16 protein-coding genes are annotated in these 14,317 nt (G+C 47.7%); 9 read left to right on the forward strand and 7 right to left on the reverse strand.

What is annotated here, in order from left to right; genetic code table 11:
- Positions 1-75: 75 nt before the first annotated feature.
- The gene (locus tag WG89_RS04535) at positions 76-444 is read left to right on the forward strand and encodes a hypothetical protein (protein WP_062261931.1); all 369 of its coding nucleotides are present in this window, start codon (positions 76-78) and stop codon (positions 442-444) included.
- A 29-nt stretch (positions 445-473) separates the two neighbouring features.
- Here WG89_RS04535 and nhaD read toward each other — a convergent pair whose 3' ends face one another.
- Positions 474-1,880 carry a sodium:proton antiporter NhaD gene (gene nhaD, locus WG89_RS04540; RefSeq protein WP_414630388.1) on the reverse strand — a complete coding sequence of 469 codons (1,407 nt, stop codon included), beginning with the start codon at positions 1,878-1,880 and terminating at the stop codon, positions 474-476.
- Between the two features lie 380 nt (positions 1,881-2,260).
- Between nhaD and WG89_RS04545 the strand changes: the two genes are divergently transcribed.
- Positions 2,261-2,755 (forward strand): aminoacyl-tRNA deacylase, encoded by a 495-nt coding sequence (locus tag WG89_RS04545; RefSeq protein WP_079253656.1) that lies wholly within the window; start codon positions 2,261-2,263, stop codon positions 2,753-2,755.
- Positions 2,756-2,796: 41 nt separating this feature from the next.
- Here the strand turns inward: WG89_RS04545 and WG89_RS04550 are convergent, their stop codons facing one another.
- On the reverse strand, positions 2,797-3,783 hold the full coding sequence (locus tag WG89_RS04550) for an ion channel (protein ID WP_062261938.1): 987 nt from the start codon (positions 3,781-3,783) through the stop codon (positions 2,797-2,799).
- Between the two features lie 73 nt (positions 3,784-3,856).
- Here WG89_RS04550 and WG89_RS04555 point away from each other — a divergent pair, with 73 nt between their 5' ends.
- The 3 genes from WG89_RS04555 to dapD all read left to right on the forward strand — a co-directional run bounded on the left by WG89_RS04555 (position 3,857) and on the right by dapD (position 6,732).
- The gene (locus tag WG89_RS04555) at positions 3,857-5,098 is read left to right on the forward strand and encodes a hypothetical protein (RefSeq protein WP_153301428.1); all 1,242 of its coding nucleotides are present in this window, start codon (positions 3,857-3,859) and stop codon (positions 5,096-5,098) included.
- 108 nt (positions 5,099-5,206) lie between these two features.
- Positions 5,207-5,551, forward strand: coding sequence for an ArsC family reductase (locus tag WG89_RS04560; RefSeq protein ID WP_062261945.1), 345 nt, complete (start codon positions 5,207-5,209; stop codon positions 5,549-5,551).
- A gap of 143 nt (positions 5,552-5,694) precedes the next feature.
- Positions 5,695-6,732, forward strand: coding sequence for a 2,3,4,5-tetrahydropyridine-2,6-dicarboxylate N-succinyltransferase (dapD, locus tag WG89_RS04565; RefSeq protein ID WP_062262015.1), 1,038 nt, complete (start codon positions 5,695-5,697; stop codon positions 6,730-6,732).
- A gap of 41 nt (positions 6,733-6,773) precedes the next feature.
- On the opposite strand, the gene WG89_RS04570 is transcribed toward dapD, so the two are convergent.
- Complete coding sequence (locus WG89_RS04570; protein ID WP_153301429.1) at positions 6,774-7,670, reverse strand: hypothetical protein; 897 nt, start codon at positions 7,668-7,670, stop codon at positions 6,774-6,776.
- A 153-nt stretch (positions 7,671-7,823) separates the two neighbouring features.
- On the opposite strand from WG89_RS04570, the gene WG89_RS04575 reads away from it, so the two are divergent.
- The gene (locus WG89_RS04575; protein WP_062261952.1) at positions 7,824-8,261 is read left to right on the forward strand and encodes a MarR family winged helix-turn-helix transcriptional regulator; all 438 of its coding nucleotides are present in this window, start codon (positions 7,824-7,826) and stop codon (positions 8,259-8,261) included.
- Between the two features lie 138 nt (positions 8,262-8,399).
- A complete protein-coding gene (locus WG89_RS04580) occupies positions 8,400-9,749 on the forward strand; it encodes an MATE family efflux transporter (RefSeq protein ID WP_172806711.1) in 1,350 nt (449 codons plus the stop codon).
- A gap of 20 nt (positions 9,750-9,769) precedes the next feature.
- On the opposite strand, the gene WG89_RS04585 is transcribed toward WG89_RS04580, so the two are convergent.
- Positions 9,770-10,033: a hypothetical protein gene (locus WG89_RS04585; RefSeq protein WP_062261959.1), complete on the reverse strand. Its 264-nt coding sequence runs from the start codon at positions 10,031-10,033 to the stop codon at positions 9,770-9,772.
- A 415-nt stretch (positions 10,034-10,448) separates the two neighbouring features.
- Here WG89_RS04585 and WG89_RS04590 point away from each other — a divergent pair, with 415 nt between their 5' ends.
- On the forward strand, positions 10,449-11,045 hold the full coding sequence (locus WG89_RS04590; protein WP_172806712.1) for an OmpA family protein: 597 nt from the start codon (positions 10,449-10,451) through the stop codon (positions 11,043-11,045).
- 47 nt (positions 11,046-11,092) lie between these two features.
- Here the strand turns inward: WG89_RS04590 and WG89_RS04595 are convergent, their stop codons facing one another.
- Positions 11,093-11,581 carry a CBS domain-containing protein gene (locus tag WG89_RS04595; RefSeq protein WP_062261966.1) on the reverse strand — a complete coding sequence of 163 codons (489 nt, stop codon included), beginning with the start codon at positions 11,579-11,581 and terminating at the stop codon, positions 11,093-11,095.
- A gap of 121 nt (positions 11,582-11,702) precedes the next feature.
- Positions 11,703-12,287, reverse strand: a complete 585-nt coding sequence (gene dcd / locus WG89_RS04600; protein ID WP_062261969.1) for a dCTP deaminase — start codon at positions 12,285-12,287, stop codon at positions 11,703-11,705.
- A gap of 248 nt (positions 12,288-12,535) precedes the next feature.
- Between dcd and WG89_RS04610 the strand changes: the two genes are divergently transcribed.
- On the forward strand, positions 12,536-13,111 hold the full coding sequence (locus WG89_RS04610) for an NAD(P)H-dependent oxidoreductase (protein WP_062261975.1): 576 nt from the start codon (positions 12,536-12,538) through the stop codon (positions 13,109-13,111).
- Between the two features lie 39 nt (positions 13,112-13,150).
- Here WG89_RS04610 and apbC read toward each other — a convergent pair whose 3' ends face one another.
- On the reverse strand, positions 13,151-14,245 hold the full coding sequence (apbC, locus tag WG89_RS04615) for an iron-sulfur cluster carrier protein ApbC (RefSeq protein WP_062261978.1): 1,095 nt from the start codon (positions 14,243-14,245) through the stop codon (positions 13,151-13,153).
- Between the last annotated feature and the right edge of the window lie 72 nt (positions 14,246-14,317).

Genomic DNA, 14,317 nt, shown 5'->3' on the forward strand with positions numbered 1-14,317 from the left:
ACGCTAAGCAGCCACGAGCGAAGCATTCTCCATCAACGAGTGAATGCCATTAAAATAAGAAAAGGAGCTTCTGGTTTGAAACGCTCTGATTATCCCAACAAATCTATCTGGGCAGCAGTCTCGATTTTGCCGTCTATTCTGCTCTCAGGTTGCGCCAGCCCATTGGAATCTCTCAACTGTCATTACCAGCCAGTCAGGGGCTCATTGGTTTTTACAGAAGTGGATGGTGATCTGGCTGAACTGATCTTTCAGCCCGATGCAGAACAAGACCTGAAGTGGTTTAAAAAATACGGGATAAACCCCGATGACCTGGAAATGTCGATTGCCAACAAAAGACAGTCCCTTGAACTGGATACCCGCTACAACGGTATTATCAATATTCGAATATCGGGCAGTTGCTCACCCTACATTGTCTATCAGGGAAATCCTGTTCTTAGCCACTAAGAACAGGATTTCACCGGCACAACAACTACTTAACCATTCACCAGGAAGTGCATCGCAATACTGGCGGCATATCCCAGGGCAATAGCCCAACTCCAGCGAAGATGACTCAGGAAGGTATAACGGCCTTTGGCGGTTCCCATCAGGGCTACACCCGCTGCAGAACCTACGGATAACAAGCTACCGCCTACACCTGCAGTCAAGGTAATAAGCAACCACTGGAACACATCCATTTCAGGGCTCATCCCCAGGATAGCGAACATAACAGGAATGTTATCCACAATGGCCGAGAAGACACCCGCGGCAATGTTGGTCCAGGTAGGTCCAACACCGGTGTACATGGTTTCTGAAATCACTTCCAGATAACCAAGGTAGCGCAGTCCACCTACCGAGAAGATAACACCAAAGAAGAACAGCAGAGTATCCCACTCAGCATGGGCAACCCGCTTGAAAATATCCAGATCTTCTTCATTTTTCTGTTCACCCATCACCGGAATAGGACGACTGCTGGTCAGTCCTTTCAATTGCAGGAAGTAGGTGTAGAACATCAACAGGGAAAGACCGGTCATCATGCCCATGAAAGGAGGCAAGCCGAAGAAGTTCTCGAAGGAAACAGCCAGCACGATGGTGACCAGGAACAACACACAAATACCGATCCCGCCACGACGAATACCTGAGTGATCATCCAGAGCCGCAGGACGACCTTCTTCAATAAAGAAGTTCATGATAGTGGCTGGAACAATGAAGTTAACAACCGAAGGCAGGAACAAGGCAAAGAACTGGAAGAACTCAACTTTATCAGCCTGCCAAACCATCAGCGTAGTGATATCACCGAAGGGACTGAATGCACCACCGGCATTAGCGGCCACCACAACATTAATCATTGCCATGGTAACAAAAGTCGGGCGACCCTGACCTACAGCCATGATCACCGCGCCCATCAACAGAGCGGTTGTAAGATTGTCTGCAATAGGAGAAATAAAGAAGGCCAGAATACCTGTTACCCAGAACAGCTGACGGTAACTAAAACCCTTGCGAATCAGCCAGCTGCGTAAGGAATCAAAGACCTGCCGCTCTTCCATGGCGTTGATATAGGTCATCGCCACCAGCAGGAACAGGAACATGGCCGAATATTCTTCCAGATCGTGCATAACGGCTTTGGACAGGCTCTCGTGAGATACACCATTACCCACAGCCAGCCAGGCAATCAGAGCCCAGATAATACCTGCGGCCAGAATTACAGGCTTGGACTTCCTGAGATGCAATTTCTCTTCCGCCATCACAGCGATATAGGCGAGGGTGAAAACAACAATACAGAGCCAGGCGATGGGGTGAGTTGTCATTCTTAACAACTCTTCTGCCGCAAAAGAAGTCTGCGGGAGAGCAAACAATCCTGCCCCGGCGAGCAGAGAGGGTCGTCTCAATCCAGAGAAATTCACAATGATTTCCTTTAATTATTAAATCAGTCAGGAGCCAAGAAAGCCGCAAAAGGATACTGATTCAATTACGATAAGCCAACTGCTAGTAATACCGAATATTGGCTTAATCGACTATTTTTCCTCTATTTTGATACTTTACTGATAATTCTCACCAAACGACATTTAACAAGTAAATTTAATTTACTTCTCTGAATCCCCTAAAAAGAGACTTGCTCATAAGTTTCCCGTAAAGCGTTGAAACGGATTACAACTGACTTTTATATACAATTTTCATCTTACTATTTAGGCCTACGGGCACAGCACATTGAAATATTCCATATAAACTAGGACGTAGACTTTTTTAATTACGATTTCTCCAACCTTCGTGCGGGGAGGTGAAGATGAGCATCGCCCGGAAACTGCACATGTTTCTGAACGAACATAATGCTGAATATGAACTTGTTTCCCATCCATACTCGGAAAGAGCAATGAATACAGCGCATTCGGCCTGCATTCCCGTCAAGAACATGACAAAAGCGGTGGTCCTCCGTGACACCCAGGGTTATGTGATCGCGGTTATGCCGTCAATGAACAAGCTCATGCTGCGTTGGATCAACACCAAACTCGATCGACACCTGAACCTGGTATCCGAGCAGGAACTCAAACACCTGTTTCCAGACTGTGAGGATGGGGCAGTTCCCCCCATCGGAACCGCCTATGGAATGACAACCTGCTGGGATGACGAACTGAACTCAGTTCAGGACCTTTATCTGGAAGCCGGGAACCACCGGGAATTGATTCATATGAACCGAAGTCAGTTCAAGGAACTGCTGCAAGGGGAGGAACACGCGGCCATCAGTTGTGACCCGGATGAAGTGGAAGCTTATCGATCCTGAATACGGGCTTGAATACCAAAATCCGCTGAAGGTTTCTTCCTTCAGCGGGTCATCTTCTTCACGAATACCACAACAAACAAAGCCAGAGTGAAGCTGCCAATAAAGGCTTCAATAGCCGCAAACAATCGGGAAAGACCCACAGGCGTAAGGTCGCCGTACCCCAAAGTCGTAAAAGTCACAACGCTGAAATAAAGCGTTTCCAGCCAGCTGATAAAATTCTCATACCCTGACTGACTTTGCTGGTATTGAACCCGAACCCCGCCATCTTCAATCCCCAAAAAGAAGTAGAACAGGGAACAAAAGACAATAAAGGAGGCAGAGAAAAAGACCACTCTTTCCGGCTTTTCTCCGTAACCACTGAGCAGATCCACCACTTTGGAAACGATTCTGTGCCAGGAGAAACAAGGGAAGCGGTAACGATGAAAGGTCATCTCCCGATGAAAAAACTCACCAGCATTGTGAAACAACCCCTGAGCTTCACAGTGCTTGCGAATATTCCGGGCTACTTCTTCCGCCTCTTCAAATAACTCTCTGGCTTTGAGTTCATCCCCCTGCTTACTGGCCTGCTGAGCTTTTTCTTCCTGTAGAAAAGCTTCACCAAAATCAACATGCTCAATTCGGGCTGCCTTAAAATTAACACCCAACAGGTTTGATCCGATCAAGCCGGTTCTATGAAGATTTGCCCGAGTTAAGTCCGCTTTCAGTAGATTACAGCCGGAAAGATCTGCCCGATAGAGATGGGCTCTAACCAAGCTGCAACGACTTAAGTCACTGTTGATCAATTGATAGACCTTACCCTCAGGACAGACAAGATCCAGATTATCGAGATTCGCGCCTTTCAGACAAAACCCCTCCATCGGGGTTCCTTTATGGGCCCGCTCTTCCAATAACTCCCTGATATTATCCCCGGATTTATCCGCGTCCCTGTCGTGCCAGAAACAATAATTGCTGCCTTGTGAAGCAGCCTCTTTGCACGGACCTGATTGCTTACCAATATAACAACACCTATGGTCATCATTAACCAGCATGACGAAATAGCCCAATGTTTTAATTAAGTACTTCTATACTGTGTCGGCACTAATTTACGCTTGCTGAAAAACAGTGAATACAACCAATCAAAAATTGCTATTCATGTATTACCTTCAACTATTCTTGCTGTTTATTTGCCTCAGCCCTTTCTATGCTTTCATTCTCGTACTGAAGGCTGACGAAAACCATTACGATGTCTACCTGGGCGCTGCTGGCTCAGAATTAAAAATTGGCAAAGCGATTGAGCGGACGGATACTTCAGCATCTCACACCACCACAAACTTAGAAACATCAATAGTTAAAACAATCGCTGCCCCCTCCACGTCAATGGAATCTCTATCAGAAGCAGAATCTCTACCTGAACTCATCAACGCTATAAATGCAGGAACAATACAAATATCTGAGGTATCTGGCTTATCAAAAACTTCTGGTCATGAGCATTTCGCAACTTCCTGGATCTTTACCTGGAAAGACTCTAACGCTCCTGAACGTACTCTGCGATACTCTATGGGTTCTTCAGCCCCTCTAGTCTCAGGTCACCTTCCAGTATCGCTCAATCGCTTTGTTGATTCGGTTCGAGAATCTCATTTCACTGCCAATTTTATTCTTAGTGATCGTAAACCCATCATCCTCCCTGCAGATGGACATGAATTAATCTTCCCATCAACTGAATTTACAAGCTTCAGCCCATCAACGTTCATCCCTTACTTTTTCAGCGTAAATTCAATCATTCCTCCAACTGATAGCAGAATACCTGCAAACCTGTCTCTGTCAGTATTTCGTTCAACAATGCAAGGTTATATTCATGGAAAACGCGTGCTCATTGATAAGGTTTCACCTTCTGATCCGTTAATTAGCACACTAGAAATCTATCATAGTGGTGCAGGTAATGACTCGGGAAAAAAAATGGGCTGGAGAGTATGCAGCTCCATAACACCTACCTGTCTGATGTACTTCAAACGATCTCACGACAGAAAACAAAAGGCTCGCAGAAAATCTGAACAAGCACGCCATATTTCTCATAACCGTCAACGATCAACTTCAGACCCCGCTATCTATGATCCACCTCAATCAACACCAGAACAGCGACCTCCGTATCAAAGGCAAAGAAGCAAAAGCCTGCAACCACCTTCTCCTGTCCTTGTCCCAGCCACTATCTATCTCTGCACCACTGCCTCTACCTGGTTAACTCAAGGAAAATCCTTCTACGAACCCTTGAATAGCCTGTTTTCTGAAAAGTTATGTACTGCCATGGTTCAGAGTAGTATTTACTGGATTGACCATTTTTTCACGAGACAACAACTTGACCGATAGATACAACTCTCAGGTGGCTTTAGAGACTGCTCTTCATGCATTCCTTGAGAGAGCAGTGTATCCTAGCCGCTTCATAAGCAATTACAGCAGAAAGGCGAGAGTAAACTCGTGATCACCCTTTACGGAATCAGCAATTGCGACACCATTAGAAAGGCCCGTAAGTGGCTGACTGCTGCCGGTATTGACTACCGCTTTCATGATTACCGCAAAGACGGTCTGGAAAAGACCTCTTTGCAGCAGTGGTCTGATGAACTTGGCTGGGAAGCACTGCTTAATCGTCGGGGAACCACCTGGCGACAGCTGCCAGAAGAGCAGAAAGCGTCTGTGACAGAAGCGTCAGCCATCGAACTGATGCTGGAGCAACCCGCCATGATCAAGCGGCCTCTGCTCGACACCGGCTCCAAAAGAGTGCTGGGCTTTTCAGACAAGCAATATCAAGAACTGTTTCAATAGGAGCCTGCCGGACTTTATGCTCAAAAGCTTAAGTCCGACAGGCTCCCAGGCCTGTTTTTTTCTAACCAGGCAAAAGAATAATGCCGGGGGCAGTTATTGCACCGGATGATTTCCAAATTGACTTGTATAAGGGGAACCTATTTATGAGCCAAACTCTTTTCAGTCTTGCCATCGGCGTTGGCAGCAAGAATACTCAGGGCAGCTGGCTGGAAGTTTTCTACCCAATGCCTCTGCTCAGCCCATCCGAAAAGCTGGTTGCTGCGATTACTGAAATCGTCGACTACAAAGGTGGTAACACCTGTGTGGAGCTGGACAGCACAACCTGTCACGCCCTGGAAGAATCCTTCGTTAACCTGGGTGAAGACGCCCTGGCCAAAATGATGCTGAGCCTGGAAGAAAGTGACCAGCCTCGTGTCATCACTTTCCTGGAAACAGACGATACGCTCAACAGCACTCCTGAAGCTTACCTGAAGCTGCACCTGCTTTCTCACCGTTTGGTTAAGCCTCATGGCGTGAACCTGCAGGGTATTTTCCCACTTCTGCCTAACGTAGCCTGGACCAATGAAGGCGCTATCGATCTGGCTGAACTGCCAGAGCGTCAGCTCAAGGCCCGCTCTGAAGGTCGTCACCTCAGCGTTGATTCTGTGGATAAGTTCCCGAAAATGACCGACTACGTGGTGCCTACCGGTGTTCGTATTGCGGATGCAGCCCGTGTTCGTCTGGGTGCTTACGTGGGCGAAGGTACCACCATCATGCATGAAGGCTTCATCAACTTTAATGCCGGTACCGAAGGCAAGAGCATGATTGAAGGCCGTATCTCTGCCGGTATCATGATTGGTGAAGGTTCTGACCTGGGCGGCGGCTGCAGCACCATGGGAACACTGTCCGGTGGTAATGACATAGTGGTTTCTCTGGGAGAAAACTGCCTGATCGGTGCCAATGCCGGTATCAACATACCACTGGGTGACCGTTGCACCATCGAAGCTGGTCTCTACCTGACGGCAGGCAGCAAGGTTAATGTTCTGGATGATCAGAAGAACGTTGTGGAAACCGTAAAGGCCAGTCAGCTCAGCGGTCAGTCAGACCTGCTTTTCCGTCGTAACTCCATGACGGGTGGCATTGAGTGTCTGACCAACAAGTCAGCTATTGCTCTGAATGAAGAGTTGCACGCTCATAACTGATGCGTCAAAGGCAGGGCTTCCATAGCTCTGCCTTCATTGACTCAGTACTCAATCAGTAAATAATCAACGCCTGCATAACCTTTCGAACTCTCCCAACACTCCTTCGTAACTATCAAGACAACCTTGACCTGGGTAAAGGGTTGCAGCTTTCTCAGATAGGGCACAAAGCCTATATCTTTTCTTGCATGGGTATAGAAAGGCAGGAAAGCTAATTGACCTGTACTTTGACTATGCCAAGCCAGTCCTTCATCCTGCTCGATCTGACTATTGAACCTTCTCGTAAGAATATCTGAAGACACCGTATGATTGTCTGGAAACTGGTTCACCAAATCATTGAAGGCCCCTTCCCCAAGAGTGCTCCTGATCTGATCAAGCCTGCTGACAGCCTTCTGCTCAGACTTGAAGTCTTGCTGGAACAAATGATCCTTGAGCGCCGCCGTAGCCCAGAGATAGGTCATCTCAGGCATCTCACTCATCCCCTTAATAAAAGGTCTGAAGCTGAAATCCCCCGGAGCCAGTTGAATGCCTGCAGCATGAATTTTACTCATCAACGCATGACTCGGCTGGAACAATGGATGATGGAGAGCATGAAACCAGGCTATGAAGCTGTCAGACGATGTTTCCAGTGGATGTTTTCTCAGTAGTTGAGCTTCAACAGAGTGATTCTCAACCCAGCCTAGCACCAGAGTTTTCAACCAATGGTGGCTTAGCAACGTGCCAGTGATTTCATTCAACATTGCACTGTCAGAGGGAATACATTGTTTATCACTGCGATCCCATGTCACGATAATATGCTGTTGACCCACCAGCGCTTCGATTAATTCCTGACGCGAAAGAAATTCTCCAGACGTTGCATCCTCAATCTGGTATTCCACAGCCATAGACCTATTAGCCACTACCAGAAAAAGCAAAGATAGAATCCATGCATTCAGCTTCATAACCCCTCCGTACCCAAACATACCAATGCCTGAGGGTAGACTGCTCTGGTGCTTAATGGTTCAGATTCATTTCAGCAGGATTTTCACGGACTATCTTTCGCTCTTTTCGAACGCTATACTCCCCTTAAATTTAGTTAGCCTGACTAATCAATTATGAAAAGTAACTCAGTAAGAAGCCTGGACCAGTCCATGGACTTCCTTGAACGACAGCTCGCCCGAATGTGGCGTGACAGTGGCCAGATCGAGCTGGCCAACCAGCTTTCGTTCAATGAATACGATTACCTGAAATGTGTTCATGAGCTCAAATCTCCCAGGTTGTCCGATCTGGCCAAACAGATGAATGTGTCCAGACCTTCAGCCACGACCATGGTACAAAAGCTGGAAAAGCGTGGTCTGGTTAAACGGTCACCCTGCCCTGAAGACGGCAGAGCGTTTCGGCTTTCCATTACACCGAAGACGCTGAATATTCTGGAAAAAGACAGGGAAATCTACAGCGCATTGAACAACAGGATTCGCAAGGCCCTGCCTGAAAATGAACTGAGCCGACTTGAGAAACTGTTAAGCAAGGTTTGTGACTCCATTGGAGATTAATTTCTGACAACAAACCTCGGGAGTTGCCGGGCTATTTCACAGAAGTAAAAGGTCGCCTGCTCCAGGTGAAATATTTTTGAGACTATTTAGTTAGCTTTACTAACAAATAAGAGATAACTGTTTATGGAAGTAACAGAGATGAACACAATCCAAAAACAGTCGGGACAGACCCCCTCAATCGAGCGGCAGTTCTGGCGTTATACTCTGCCAGCTGTTGCTGGCATGTTGGTCAATGGGCTCTACGCCACCATCGATGGAATCTTCATTGGTCAATATGTTGGTGCAAACGCATTGGCCTCCATGAATCTGGTCTGGCCCATCTTTGGTCTGGTCGTTGGTATCGGGCTGATGTGCGGTACAGGCTCAGCCGCCCTGTATTCGATTTTCAAAGGTGAGGGCAGACCGGAGCAAGCTCAATCCATTTTTGGTAATGCTATCAGCCTGATGACACTGCTTTCTGTGGCCATCGGTTTACTTCTTTATCATTTTGGTGACCGAGGCTTGATGCTCATGGGAGCAAAAGACGATGTACTGATCATGGGCAGGGACTATCTGCAAGTCATCAGTGCAGGGTCTTTGGCAGCCCTACTGGGTGCTGCACTACCCATGATGATTAGAAATGATGACCGCCCTCATCTGGCAACAATTGTGATGGTAGTGGGAGCAATTGCCAATATTGTCCTTGATTATCTATTCATTGTCGTTTTACAGCAGGGTGTCACAGGAGCAGCTATTGCAACAGTTCTGGCTCAGCTGGCCACTGCTATCATCGGCCTCATTTATTTCTTTAGCAGCAAGGCAAAACTCAGGCTGTCTCTGAGACACCTGAAAGTCAGCCTTGACGGTTATCGCCAAATCATAATTACCGGCACTCCCAGTCTGGCGATGTTTCTCTATATGAGTTTTGTGCTGGGTGTACACAATCGACTGTTTCTGGAATTTGGTTCCGTCACCTCTCTGGCTGCTTTCACCATCGTGGGTTACGTTCAAGCGATCTTTTATATGATGGCCGAAGGTATTGCCCACGGCATCCAACCTCTGGTCAGTTACAATCATGGCGCCGGAAATCAGAAAAATATTCGTAAAGCACTGATGATGGGCATTCGCTGGGTTCTGATCATTGGTATTGGCCTGTTGATCATGATCAATCTCATGCCAGAGGTCATCGCCCGGGTATTCAACAATGATGATCCTGTACTGATTGCAGAGACCGTCAAAGGCTTACACCTGCATCTGTTCACTATGTTTCTGGATGGGTTTATTGTGGTTGCAGCAGCCTATTTTCAGGCGCTGGCGAAATCAAAAACAGCCACACTGATCACACTGGGCAATATGGGCGTTCAGATTCCTCTGCTATTCACCCTGCCTTTCCTGCTGGGTGTGACGGGAGTATGGATCGCATTACCACTGTCCAATATCTTCCTGGCGGTTGTTGTCGCGGTGGTATTGGTAAAAGACTTAAAAACGCGTTCAACTCAGCCTGTTTGAAATCATTAGCAAGATAGAGCTTATACCAGCCCGTTTTTGGCCAGAGCCTTATGGACTTTCTTTGAGGTTTTGGCCAGACGGGTGATGTCTCCGAGGCGGGGTAATTCGTCATACTCCAGACGACCTTCCCAGTCACTCAGTTCCTGATCGAGAAATTCCAGTAGCTTCTTGGGACAACCAACACATTTTCCTGTGCAGATCTCTGCTTCGGGCATATCGAAGGGAACGGCTCCCCTGACCTGTTCGATAAGTACTTGCATGGCTGTCTGGGTATTGGGTTTCATCTTTTATCTCCAGACTTAGATTCAATTTAATTTCTCATTGCCATTTCAGTTTACTCCTGCAGCCTAGTGTGAAAATTCGTAGTTGTATGGATATAAGAGACTTTGATCTCTGAATTCCAACCCTTTATCGACTCCGCCCCACAAGGAAGAAAACTCTAACCCGTCGCAGCCATTTAAAAAGCCAAAGCCACATTACTCAAAAGCAACCACTCTTCCTTGAAAAAGCACCTTTAATACCCGGATTTGTCAAAAAAGCATCCTCATCATTCAGTGATTTCCCTATTCGAAACAGAACACTGGAAATCAGTCACCCTTAAGGCCTCTCAACTCTCCCTATAATCAACTGGAAATGGCCTGCAAACCTTCCTGGAAGGCTGCAGACCAAGCTGTAAAAACCATGGATAGGAGTTGTACCATGTCTGCAAGGATGCTGAGCACATTCGCTCTCGTTTTCTCTCTGCTGTTCACAGCAGGTTGTTCTACCACTTCCCAAAAGCCTGTCGCCCAGAAAGAGCACTGGTCTACCTGTATGGTTAAAGGTGGTGCTGTAATGGGTATTCCCGGCGCGGCATACAATATGGCTACCGGTGGAGCTGCCTTTGTAGCAGGCGCTCTGATTGGCGGTACAGCCTGTGCCATGCTGGACCCGGTTGCCAAGCCTGACAGCCCTCTGGGCATTCCAGGTGTAGAAGGTATGTCAGTGGTTAACTTTGATTTTGATTCTTCCAAGCTGAGATCTGATGATCTGGACAAGATCAGCAAGATGATCGGCCTGCTGGATCAGGACAGCAAGATCGAGATCGTAGGCCATGCCTGTGAGATTGGTTCAAGAAGTTACAACCAGAAGCTTTCTGAAAGAAGAGCCCAGTCTGTTAAAGACTACCTGATGGACAGAGGTATTCCTGAAGAGAATATTTCCATAAGAGGTGAGGGTGAAGACCACCCCGTTCGTGGAAATGACACTGAAGAGATGAGGCAGGAAAACCGTCGCGCTGAAATCATGCTGAAATAATGTCAGTCTGACCCTTTAAACCCCGGATCATCCGGGGTTTTTCTATTTCAATCAGTCATGACCTTAAGAAGATCCAGAGCACTGATTATCCCTTTCAACTGACGGTGCTCAGTCACCAGCACCCGATGAATACGACCTTTCACCATAGCTTCAGCAACATTGATCAAGGGCGTTTTCGGTGACACTTCAAACACCATTGGCGTCATTATGTCGTCTACCAGAACCGCCTGATCGACCGATTCGTGAAAAGATCTCAGATCCTCATCAGACAGATCAGTGTCTGTCATGGTTCGATAAAAATGATCATCCCGGGTTTGAATATCAGCCAGACCTGATCCGGCATGACGCACAATATCGGACAGTGTAACTACACCGATTAGCCTCCCGGACTGATCCACAACCGGAGCGCCAGAAATACTTTTATCGGTCAAAAACCTTGCCAGTCGCTCAACACTCCAGTCACAGGGCACAGTAATAACCCCGGATGTCATGATCTGCTCGGCAGTGACGGTTTGCAGTGGATTATCCTGAGCCATGATCTTTACTCCTTAATAACCTGGCTTCAGTATGTACCAAGTTAACCAGCCAGTATGCTGACCCAGATCAAGGCTCTCAGGCGGACAATAAACAAGTTAAGGAGTATGCTGGAGGACTGTCTCACTGATCCTCAGCAATTCTACTGGCCACTGCGCTCTTCTGTTCCTTGTATTTGGCATTCTTGCGTTTGTTATAAGGTCGGGCAGCAGCGCCACTCATGGTCTCAAAGTTAATAGCACCAATCCCCATTCCTGGTCTCAAAGCCAGAGGCAGTTTTCCACCATTAAAGAACTCCAGTACAATCTGGCCACTCCAGCCCGGATCAATCCGGTGAGCCGTTACATGCACCATCAATCCCAGACGAGCCAGAGAGGATCGACCATCGAGCCAACCGACAATATCATCGGGAAGCGTTATGGATTCACGGGTTACCGCAAGCGCCAATTCACCTGGATGGAGAAAAAATGCATCACCGTCATCCAGAGCTATCTCCTTGCTCATAATGGAATCCAGCACTTTATTGATCTCTTCTCTGGGCCCACTGATATCCACAAAAGGGGCCGCATGATCATTGAAAACCCTGAAACTGTTGCCCAGAGTCAGGTCAACACTGACCCCGCTGATCTTATCTGTGCCGGGTCTGGGCTCTATGATGATGCTTCCACTGTCCAGGCAGGCTTCTATATCCCGATCACAAAGTCTCATGGTATTTTTTTCCAGCAGCAGGAAGGCTGTGGCTCAATCAGACGCCCCAACCTTCAGAAATTGATAGGTAGATATTATACGTGCCAGAGTAGTAGGGGATAGCCCCTTCTGTCTTTCTATACTCTACCTGCTTTAATTGCTCTACCCATTGATTTAAGATCTTTGCCAAAAATGCACACAGCAAGACAGTTACTCTCCGTAGCGAATCAACATCTGTTTCCGCCCCTATCCAGAGGACAATATTTAGCATGAACGTCTTAGTGGTTTATGCCCACCCCAACCCGGAAAGCTATAACGCCGCATTGTTCAAGCTGACCTGCGACGAGTTAACCCGGGCTGGACACAATGTGCACCCTCTGGACCTGTACGAATGTGACTTTGAAGCTCGCATGTCCTGCAAAGAAAGAGTCAACTACATGACCAGGGACAACACTCTTGGCATCGAAAACCATGTAGCCAAGCTGAAGTGGGCTGAAGCCGTGGTTTTTGTCTATCCCACCTGGTGGATGGGTCCACCCGCCATTCTTAAGGGATGGCTTGACCGCGTCTGGCTACCCGGAGTGGTAGCAACATTTGGCCCCAATGGTGTGCAACCGGGCCTGACCAACATTAAAAAATTTCTGATCATTACCACTCAGGGGTCATCACACTGGCGAATGGCCTTGGTGGGTAACCCTCCCAGAAAGATGTTCAAGCTCTCACTGAAAGCCGTGTCAAAATGCAGGAATATAAAGTGGTTGGCGCTTTACAGCATGGACAAGAACACAGACGAGGACAGGATGCAGTTTATGGAAAAGATCAGAAAGCATCTGAAAAGCTTCTGAGAAGAGAGGGGGGGAGTTTCCTCCCCTTCAGGTATCTACTCAATCATCACTGAATGAAATCGTTGGCGCTTTGGGTTGTTCCAGATTTCTTAATGCCAGCTCAGCAGCCACTCGCTTGGCCATATCCCGGTAGATCATCGTAATCTGGGAATCAGGCTCCGAAACTACGGTAGGAGCACCTTCATCAGACTGTTCACGAATCATCATGGACAGAGGCAGCGCACCCAGAAGATCAACACCAAACTGATCCGCAATGCGGGTTCCCCCACCTTCTCCGAACAGGTGCTCAGTATGACCACACTCGGAGCAGATATGCATTGCCATGTTTTCCACCACACCGAGCACTGGAATGTTCACTTTGTTGAACATCTCAATGCCTTTCTTGGCATCAATCAAAGCCAGATCCTGAGGTGTAGTCACAATAACACTGCCAGTTACCGGTACTTTCTGTGCCAGTGTCAACTGAATGTCTCCAGTACCGGGAGGCATATCAATGAACAGATAATCCAGGTCATTCCAGAGCGTCTGGGTCAGCAACTGCTGCAGGGCACCACTGACCATGGGACCACGCCAGACAACCGGAGTATCTTCCGTGACCAGAAACGCCATGGACATAGCCTGAATGCCATGAGCCTCGATGGGCATGAAGAACTTTTCGTTTTTAACTTCAGGACGGGTGCCGTCTGGCAGACCGAGCATCATGCCAATGCTTGGACCATAAATGTCTGCATCCAGGATACCCACTCGAGCACCTTCAGCAGCCATTGCCAGAGCCAGATTGACCGTGGTTGTGGATTTACCAACACCACCTTTACCTGACGCCACAGCAATAATGTTTTTGACTCCGGACATGGCTTCCAGCTCACCCTGCACAGGGGCGCTGCTGACACTCCAGCTGACATTCACTTTGGCGCTGGTCACTTCAGGCAGGTTTTCCAGTTTGCTGGCCAGCAACTGCTCAATGCCACCCCTGATTCCCTCGGCCGGATAGCCCAGTTCAATATTCAGGGTGACTTTGCCAGAATCAATAACCAGTTCTTTGATGCAACCTGCAGAAACCAGGTCCTGTTTGAGAAAGGGATCGTGATAGCCTTGAACAGCGGCTTCTACCGCAGCACGATCTAAGACACTCATGGGCGTCAGACTCCAACCAATAGATGGGCGGATAGACTAATGATTTCGTTGTTATTCTTCCAGTAAAAACCG

Origin of the sequence: Endozoicomonas arenosclerae (assembly GCF_001562015.1) — a bacterium.
GTDB classification, from domain to species: domain Bacteria; phylum Pseudomonadota; class Gammaproteobacteria; order Pseudomonadales; family Endozoicomonadaceae; genus Endozoicomonas_A; species Endozoicomonas_A arenosclerae.

What these genes read in the sequence shown, in the direction of transcription:
- dcd (WP_062261969.1), bottom strand. Translation starts at nt 12,287, where the DNA reads ATGAGACTTTGTGATCGGGATATAGAAGCCTGCCTGGACAGTGGAAGC.
- WG89_RS04590 (WP_172806712.1), top strand. Translation starts at nt 10,449, where the DNA reads ATGTCTGCAAGGATGCTGAGCACATTCGCTCTCGTTTTCTCTCTGCTG.
- WG89_RS04595 (WP_062261966.1), bottom strand. Translation starts at nt 11,581, where the DNA reads ATGGCTCAGGATAATCCACTGCAAACCGTCACTGCCGAGCAGATCATG.
- WG89_RS04575 (WP_062261952.1), top strand. Translation starts at nt 7,824, where the DNA reads ATGAAAAGTAACTCAGTAAGAAGCCTGGACCAGTCCATGGACTTCCTT.
- WG89_RS04580 (WP_172806711.1), top strand. Translation starts at nt 8,400, where the DNA reads ATGAACACAATCCAAAAACAGTCGGGACAGACCCCCTCAATCGAGCGG.
- WG89_RS04550 (WP_062261938.1), bottom strand. Translation starts at nt 3,783, where the DNA reads ATGCTGGTTAATGATGACCATAGGTGTTGTTATATTGGTAAGCAATCA.
- WG89_RS04585 (WP_062261959.1), bottom strand. Translation starts at nt 10,033, where the DNA reads ATGAAACCCAATACCCAGACAGCCATGCAAGTACTTATCGAACAGGTC.
- apbC (WP_062261978.1), bottom strand. Translation starts at nt 14,245, where the DNA reads ATGAGTGTCTTAGATCGTGCTGCGGTAGAAGCCGCTGTTCAAGGCTAT.
- WG89_RS04610 (WP_062261975.1), top strand. Translation starts at nt 12,536, where the DNA reads ATGAACGTCTTAGTGGTTTATGCCCACCCCAACCCGGAAAGCTATAAC.
- WG89_RS04570 (WP_153301429.1), bottom strand. Translation starts at nt 7,670, where the DNA reads ATGAAGCTGAATGCATGGATTCTATCTTTGCTTTTTCTGGTAGTGGCT.
- WG89_RS04545 (WP_079253656.1), top strand. Translation starts at nt 2,261, where the DNA reads ATGAGCATCGCCCGGAAACTGCACATGTTTCTGAACGAACATAATGCT.
- dapD (WP_062262015.1), top strand. Translation starts at nt 5,695, where the DNA reads ATGAGCCAAACTCTTTTCAGTCTTGCCATCGGCGTTGGCAGCAAGAAT.